The organism is Streptococcus sp. LYSM12 (assembly GCF_004569635.1).
GTDB lineage: Bacteria > Bacillota > Bacilli > Lactobacillales > Streptococcaceae > Streptococcus.
Genome location: NZ_SPOZ01000027.1, coordinates 26,295 through 33,243 on the forward strand (window position 1 = coordinate 26,295; position 6,949 = coordinate 33,243).

The following is a 6,949-nucleotide window of genomic DNA, read 5'->3' on the forward strand; positions in this document are numbered from 1 at the left end:
AAAAGCTAAATGGATAAAACAATCAAGTTGGATTTGTCCGCTCTCGGAGAGGGTGGACTACAAGAAAAGGTGGACAAAGAGTTGGAAAAAGTCTTTGACAATATCCTTGATCCAAATACTGATAGCAAGGTTGCTCGTAAGCTAGTCATCACTTTAACTATGAAAGCTGATGATAGTCGTGAAGTAGTCAGCACTAGTATGGATGTGAAATCCACTCTTGCGCCGCAGACAGGTGTAGCCACTACGGTGCTTGTCGGTAAGAAAGATGGCAAGACTTATGCGAATGAGCTTAGAAGTAATATGCCTGGTCAAATGTATTTTGACGACAATGCTCAGCTACGTACGGATATTGGTCAGCCGGTTGAAGAGATTGAAAAAGGTATTAACGAAGACGTCATTGATTTTAACAAAAAGAAAGTAGGTAACTAAAATGGCAACAGAAAATATTAAAGAAGCATTGGAATATGCGGTTGAATTGGCAGGCAATGAAGAAAAGATTATCAAAGCTGAAAATGGCAAACTTTACTATGACGAGAATGTTCATTCGTTACGTGAATTAGATACTCGACCGATTCCACCACGACTTTATCTCAATACATTAGACAGTTTAGTGGATTATCTAAAAACTGACTTAGACCAATTAGGGAGCAAGCGTGTCTTGGTTGTAGTTGAAAGTCCAAAAGAAGTAGTTGTCTACGAAGAGCTAGATAAGGAAGCTAATCGTGCAAAATTGGTTACGGTTGAATCAATGACACCAGATATCCATTTCGGTCGATATGAAGAAACATCTGACTTTAACATCATGCTGCAGTCTCGATTTGTTGATACTGATGACCGCGCTATTGTTTTGGATTTTGCGAGTGCTTTGAAAATTGATAGCGGACTTGAAATTGTTGATGACGGTATTAGTCAGACTGCGACAATCAAAACAGGAGTGGCTAGTCTTGGTCAAGCTAAGGCACCAAATCCAGTCACATTGCGACCATATCGCACATTTGCTGAAGTGGAGCAGCCAGCTAGCCAGTTTATCTACCGTATCAACAAAGCAGGTCATATGGCTCTATTTGAGGCAGATGGGGGCAAGTGGAAATTGGATGCTATCAATAATATTGCCAACTACCTGAAATCTAAGTTGGAAGACCAAGTGAATATTACAATTTTAGCTTAACAAGGGGAGGATAGAATATGACACAACAATACAATCAACCAGAGCGTGAATTTGGATGGGATGATACTATCCAACAAGATGCAAAAGATTTTATCTTATTACCGCCTGGGGATTATCAATTTACTGTGACAGGATTCGAGCGTGGCCGACACACGCCAAATCCACAAAATCCAGGGAAATTACCTGAATGCAACAAAGCAATTATCACTGTTTTGGTCGAGACAGAACAGGGCGATGCGATTATGACCCACAATCTTTTTCTACATAGCTCAACAGAAGGAATGCTCTCTGCGTTCTTTGGGGCGATTGGGCAGAAAAAACATGGAGAGCCGCTCCGCATGAATTGGAATACTGTTGTTGGCTCAAAAGGAGTCTGTCGTGTGAAACACAGGGAATACAACGATGAGAAGTATAACGATATTAAATCTATGATTTATGCGGATAAAGTGGACTGGAGTAAAGTGCTCAACGCTGGTCAGCCTGCACAGCAAGTAACTGCTCCACAGACTTATCAAACACCCCAACCTTCTTACCCGCAACAACCTATGCAACAACAACCACAACAGCCAGCACAAGGTAACTTTACAGGGTTTTAGGAGGTACAGATGCAACTACGAGATTATCAAGAAGAGGCTCGTAGCGCAGTCCAGCAAGAATGGCAATCTGGTCGCAAGCGGACATTATTGGTCTTGCCAACAGGATGCGGCAAAACGATTGTCTTTTCCAAAATCATTGAAGACCGTGTGCGAATGGGCGAGCGCGTGCTCGTCCTTGCTCATAGGTCGGAACTGCTGGAACAAGCTTCTGATAAGTTAATGACTGCTACAGGATTGGGGACAGCCTTAGAAAAAGCGGAAAGCACCTCTATAGGCTCATGGTTTCGAGTTGTGGTCGGGTCGGTACAGACCTTGCAACGTGAAAAACGGTTGAGTCAATTTCCACCAAACTACTTTGACACCATTATCATCGATGAAGCTCATCACGCGATTTCAGACGGCTACCAACGTGTCTTACAACATTTTGATGATAGCAATGTATTGGGTGTGACTGCTACGCCAGACAGAGGCGATAAGCGGAATCTAGGGCAGTATTTCGACAGTCTAGCCTATGAGTATTCCTTGGTGCAGGCTATCAAGTCTGGCTATTTGTCCAAGATTTCAGCAGTAACAATCCCTTTGACCTTAGACTTGTCAAGTATATCTATGCAGTCGGGCGATTTTAAGGCGAGTGATTTAGGCACTGCACTAGATCCGTATCTTGAACAGATTGCTGATGAAATGGTCAAACAATGTGCAGACCGTAAAACGGTAGTATTTTTGCCCTTGGTTAAGACGTCACAAAAATTCAGAGATATTCTAAATGCTAAAGGATTCAAAGCAGCAGAAGTCAACGGAGAATCCAAAGACCGTGCCGAGGTTTTGGAAGACTTTGACAAAGACAAGTACAATGTCCTTTGCAATTCCATGCTTTTAACAGAAGGCTGGGATTGCCCGTCAGTTGATTGTGTGGTGGTACTTAGACCCACTAAGGTACGAGCTTTGTATAGCCAGATGGTGGGTCGTGGTACCCGCTTATTCCCAGGGAAAGAAAATCTGTTATTGCTAGACTTCTTATGGCATACAGAACGTCATGAACTGTGCCGGCCTGCTCATCTTATCGCAGGAACGGAAGAAGTAGCACAAAAGATGGTTGAGAATATGGAAGAGGAAGCCGGCTCTTTGTTTGATATTGAGGAATTGGAAGTTAAGTCAGCAGAAGATGTTGTTTCTCAACGTGAGGAGGCACTGGCTAAGCAACTGGAGGAAATGCGGAAACGCAAACGGAAATTAGTTGATCCATTGCAATTTGAAATGTCTATCCATGCCGAAGATTTAGTAGACTATGTGCCAGACTTTGGTTGGGAAATGTCCCCGGTATCAGATAAGCAAAAACAGGCTCTCGAGAAATTTGGTATCTTTACAGATGAAATAGGGAATGCTGGGAAGGCTGCAAAGCTACTGGATAGATTGGCTAAGCGTCGTGATGAAGGTTTAACTACACCAAAACAGATTAGATTGTTAGAGCGCTATGGTTTCCGCAATGTCGGTATTTGGCAATTTGACCAAGCGAGGTCAATGATTGACAGGATTGCAGCTGCAGGCTGGAGATGCCCTGCTGGTATCAGTCCACGAGAATATCAACCAGAATAGGAGAATAGATGACAGAACGAGAATTTGACCTCATCCCATTGCTTGATTACATTAATCCGACCACTCTGTCATATCAAGACTGGATTAATGTAGGGATGGCTCTTAAGCAGGAGGGTTATACAGCAATGGATTGGGATATGTGGTCTCAGAAAGACCCTAGTAGATACAAGCGCGGGGAATGTTTTAAGAAGTGGGATACATTTCAAGGTGGCAGTCTTGGAGCAGTGACTGGTGCTACCATCACTCAAATGGCTAAGGATAGTGGCTGGGTGTCCGAATACACAGGTAGTGGAGAATTTCGTGAGCTTGATTGGAACGATACTATTGATAAGGACTATCGAATCATTGACAAACATTGGGTAGAGTCTAAGGATATCTGTGAACCAAGCAATGATAAGTGGTCGCCAGTTGCTGAAATCATCACTTATCTACAGACTATTTTTGAAAGTACAGATAAGGTCGGATATGTGACAGAAACCTATACTATTCCTGGCAAGGAAGGGGAGACTATCTACAAACCAACACAAGGAGCGTATGCCCGGACGGCAGGAGAACTGATTGAGTTACTTCAAAAATGCAATGGAGACATCGGTGCAGTATTTGGAGATTACAAGGAAGAGGCTGGAGCTTGGATTCGTTTCAATCCACTGGACGGCAAAGGTGTTAAGAATGACAACGTGACTGACTTCCGCTATGCTCTGGTCGAATCCGACAGCATGGAACTAGGCAAGCAATACGCTTTATTTAAAGAACTAGAATTGCCGATTGCTGCTTTGGTCCACAGCGGGAAGAAATCCTTGCATGCTATCGTCAAGGTAGATGCCAGAGATTACCAAGAATACCGTAAGCGTGTGGACTACATCTACCAAATCTGCAAGAAGAACGGACTTGATATTGATACTCAAAATCGCAATCCTAGCCGATTATCACGGATGCCAGGTATTATGCGAAATGGTAAAAAGCAGTTTCTGATTGACACCAACATTGGTAAGGCCAACTATGAAGAGTGGTATCAATGGATTGAGGATTTGAATGATGATTTGCCAGATCCGGAAGGCTTATCAGAATCATGGAATGATATGCCAGACTTAGCTCCCGAGTTAATCAGTGGTTTACTTCGTCAAGGTCACAAGTTACTCATGGCTGGACCGTCCAAGGCTGGCAAATCCTTTGCTTTGATTGAGTTAGCAATCGCAATCGCAGAAGGAATCAAATGGCTTGCTTGGCAATGTGAGCAGGGACGTGTGCTATATGTCAATCTTGAGTTGGATAGACCGTCGGCCTTACATCGTTTTAAGGATGTCTATACTGCCATGGGTGTGCCAGCTAACAATATCCAAAACATTGATATCTGGAACTTGCGTGGTAAGACCGTTCCAATGGACAAGTTAGCTCCCAAGCTCATCCGTAGGGCCTTGAAAAAGGACTACATTGCAGTGATTATTGACCCAATTTATAAGGTATTGACCGGTGACGAAAACAGCGCTGACCAAATGGCTCACTTTACCAATCAATTCGATAAGGTAGCGACAGAGCTTGGTTGTAGTGTAATTTACTGTCACCACCATTCAAAAGGAGCACAGGGTGGTAAGAAGTCCATGGACCGTGCAAGTGGTTCTGGAGTATTTGCCCGTGACCCGGACGCTTTGATTGACCTAGTAGAACTTGAACTTAACGATGACTTGATTAAGATGCGGTCTGACAAAGCGAGCTGTGCTATTTATCAAAAAGCCTTGCAGGAGCGCGCCCTGAACTACTACCAACAATATGTCAGCTTAGATGATTTGGAAAGTAGGACACAGATGCGTAACCACTTTGAGAAGGCTATCAAGGATGTATTGATTCGTAAGATCTATACAGACGAAATTGACAAAGTCGTGCATGCGGTAAAAATTTCAACTGCTTGGCGTGTAGAAGGAACGTTACGGGAGTTTGCCAAATTTAAACCGGTTGATATGTGGTTTAGCTATCCAGTGCATATAGTAGATGAGTCGGGGGTGCTGGCAGATATTCAACTTGAAGAGACTAACTCCAAAAATTCTCCGTGGAAGAAGAATTTTGAAAAGAAAAAGGATAAACCTAAGAAGTCAAAAGATGAATTGCTAGAGACTGCTATACAAATATTAAAAGCTAATGCTGACGGTGATCAACCTGTCACTATAGCAGATGTTGCGGAATACTATTCTAAATCTGAAAAAACAATCCGCAGGTGGATAGACAACCATGAAAAATTTGAAATAGATAACGGCATAATCGTCGAGGGACAAAAAGACAAAAGGGACATTCTCGAATAGGTCAAAAAGGGTCAAAATCGATTAAATGTCCTTGGATGTCTATGGACAAAAGGGTCAAAAAATCGAAAATGTCAAAATGACCCTAAAGAGACAAAAGGACGGACAAATTCGATAAATAATCGAAAATGTCCGAGAGACAAACTGAGGGACAGAAATTATACCTTTTAGGTAATAATTTTAGAGAAATGTCCCTAGAGGTCCAGAAGAACAGGTACAGGTACAAGGGGGCTATGCATCCGCCCCTTGTAACCCTGTAACCCTGTCCTTCACTCTGGACTTAAAGCGAAAAATTAAAAAATATGGAGAGTTCAAATAAATATGGTTAGAAAAAAGAAAAAGTATTCTGTCAATTTAGATGCAGGGAAAAATATGCCACCGCTCTATCACACATTGCCTGGTCAAGAATTTGATTATAAAAAATCAGAAGTTCTTAATTGGATTGGTCAACAGTCTGAAATGCTAAATTTTGTCAGAGAGCAATTAAAATCAGCAGGATACATCACCTATGATCCCGAAACTAGAAAGTGGACCGGGGTGGATTATGACAATTAGATTTTTCCTGCCAATGAAAAAAATACCTACCGTGACACACCAACAGAAACAGGTTCGAGTGATCAATGGTAAACCGCAATTTTATGAGCCTGAAAAGTTGGCAGATGCCAGAGCTAAGTACGAGGAGCTGCTGGCAAAGCACGTTCCTCCAGACAAGTTTCAAGGTCCGATTCGCTTGACAGTCAAGTGGCTATTTCCTCGGACGAAAAATTCTAAGCATGGCCAGTACAAGACGACGAAACCAGATACGGACAATCTGCAGAAGTTGCTAAAGGATTGCATGACCAAAGTTGGATTTTGGGAGGATGATGCACAAGTGGCCAGCGAGATTGTGGAAAAATTTTGGTCGGATATTGTTGGAATATACATTCGAGTTGAGGTGCTGGAATGAATTATATTGAATTTTTTGAAAAAGAAGTTCCTGCATGGATGCGAGCTAGCAATCAAAAGATGCAAGAGGTAGGCTTTGCGACAGATGCTTATTGGAAATGGTGTGTGCAGTCAATGGCAGAAATTAGTAAGAAGTACAATGATGACAGACTGGTCTTGAACCAATTTGGCATGATATTTGAATGGTTGGAGGAAAAAGCAAATGGCACAATTTGACACTATCACAAAACCGAAACACTACCAAGGTAAACATGGCCTTGAAGCTATGGCAGTTGTCGATAATTTTATCGGCAACTTAGCAGGGAAAGCAGCTTACTGCTGGGGCAATGTTATTAAGTATCTGCTACGCTTTCAAA

At 42.4% G+C, this 6,949-nt stretch carries 9 protein-coding genes; all 9 read left to right on the forward strand.

Translation table 11 applies throughout. The features are described from left to right. The first annotated feature begins 9 nt into the window (after positions 1-9). Complete coding sequence (locus E4T79_RS08935; protein ID WP_076996087.1) at positions 10-429, forward strand: hypothetical protein; 420 nt, start codon at positions 10-12, stop codon at positions 427-429. 1 nt (position 430) lies between these two features. Further along, on the forward strand, positions 431-1,168 hold the full coding sequence (locus E4T79_RS08940; RefSeq protein ID WP_076996086.1) for a hypothetical protein: 738 nt from the start codon (positions 431-433) through the stop codon (positions 1,166-1,168). A gap of 17 nt (positions 1,169-1,185) precedes the next feature. Beyond that, positions 1,186-1,764 carry a hypothetical protein gene (locus E4T79_RS08945; protein WP_076996085.1) on the forward strand — a complete coding sequence of 193 codons (579 nt, stop codon included), beginning with the start codon at positions 1,186-1,188 and terminating at the stop codon, positions 1,762-1,764. Positions 1,765-1,773: 9 nt separating this feature from the next. Beyond that, positions 1,774-3,357 (forward strand): DEAD/DEAH box helicase, encoded by a 1,584-nt coding sequence (locus E4T79_RS08950; protein WP_076996084.1) that lies wholly within the window; start codon positions 1,774-1,776, stop codon positions 3,355-3,357. Positions 3,358-3,365: 8 nt separating this feature from the next. After that, the gene (locus tag E4T79_RS08955; protein WP_076996083.1) at positions 3,366-5,651 is read left to right on the forward strand and encodes an AAA family ATPase; all 2,286 of its coding nucleotides are present in this window, start codon (positions 3,366-3,368) and stop codon (positions 5,649-5,651) included. 318 nt (positions 5,652-5,969) lie between these two features. Continuing rightward, positions 5,970-6,203 (forward strand): hypothetical protein, encoded by a 234-nt coding sequence (locus E4T79_RS08960; RefSeq protein ID WP_076996082.1) that lies wholly within the window; start codon positions 5,970-5,972, stop codon positions 6,201-6,203. Continuing rightward, complete coding sequence (locus E4T79_RS08965; RefSeq protein WP_076996081.1) at positions 6,193-6,594, forward strand: RusA family crossover junction endodeoxyribonuclease; 402 nt, start codon at positions 6,193-6,195, stop codon at positions 6,592-6,594. Before E4T79_RS08960 ends, E4T79_RS08965 begins: the two co-directional genes overlap by 11 nt. Next, complete coding sequence (locus tag E4T79_RS08970; RefSeq protein ID WP_076996080.1) at positions 6,591-6,809, forward strand: hypothetical protein; 219 nt, start codon at positions 6,591-6,593, stop codon at positions 6,807-6,809. Before E4T79_RS08965 ends, E4T79_RS08970 begins: the two co-directional genes overlap by 4 nt. After that, positions 6,796-6,949, forward strand: a 154-nt coding sequence (locus tag E4T79_RS08975; RefSeq protein WP_135029591.1) for a DUF3310 domain-containing protein, incomplete at its 3' end; no start/stop codon positions are given. The genes E4T79_RS08970 and E4T79_RS08975, both read left to right, overlap by 14 nt.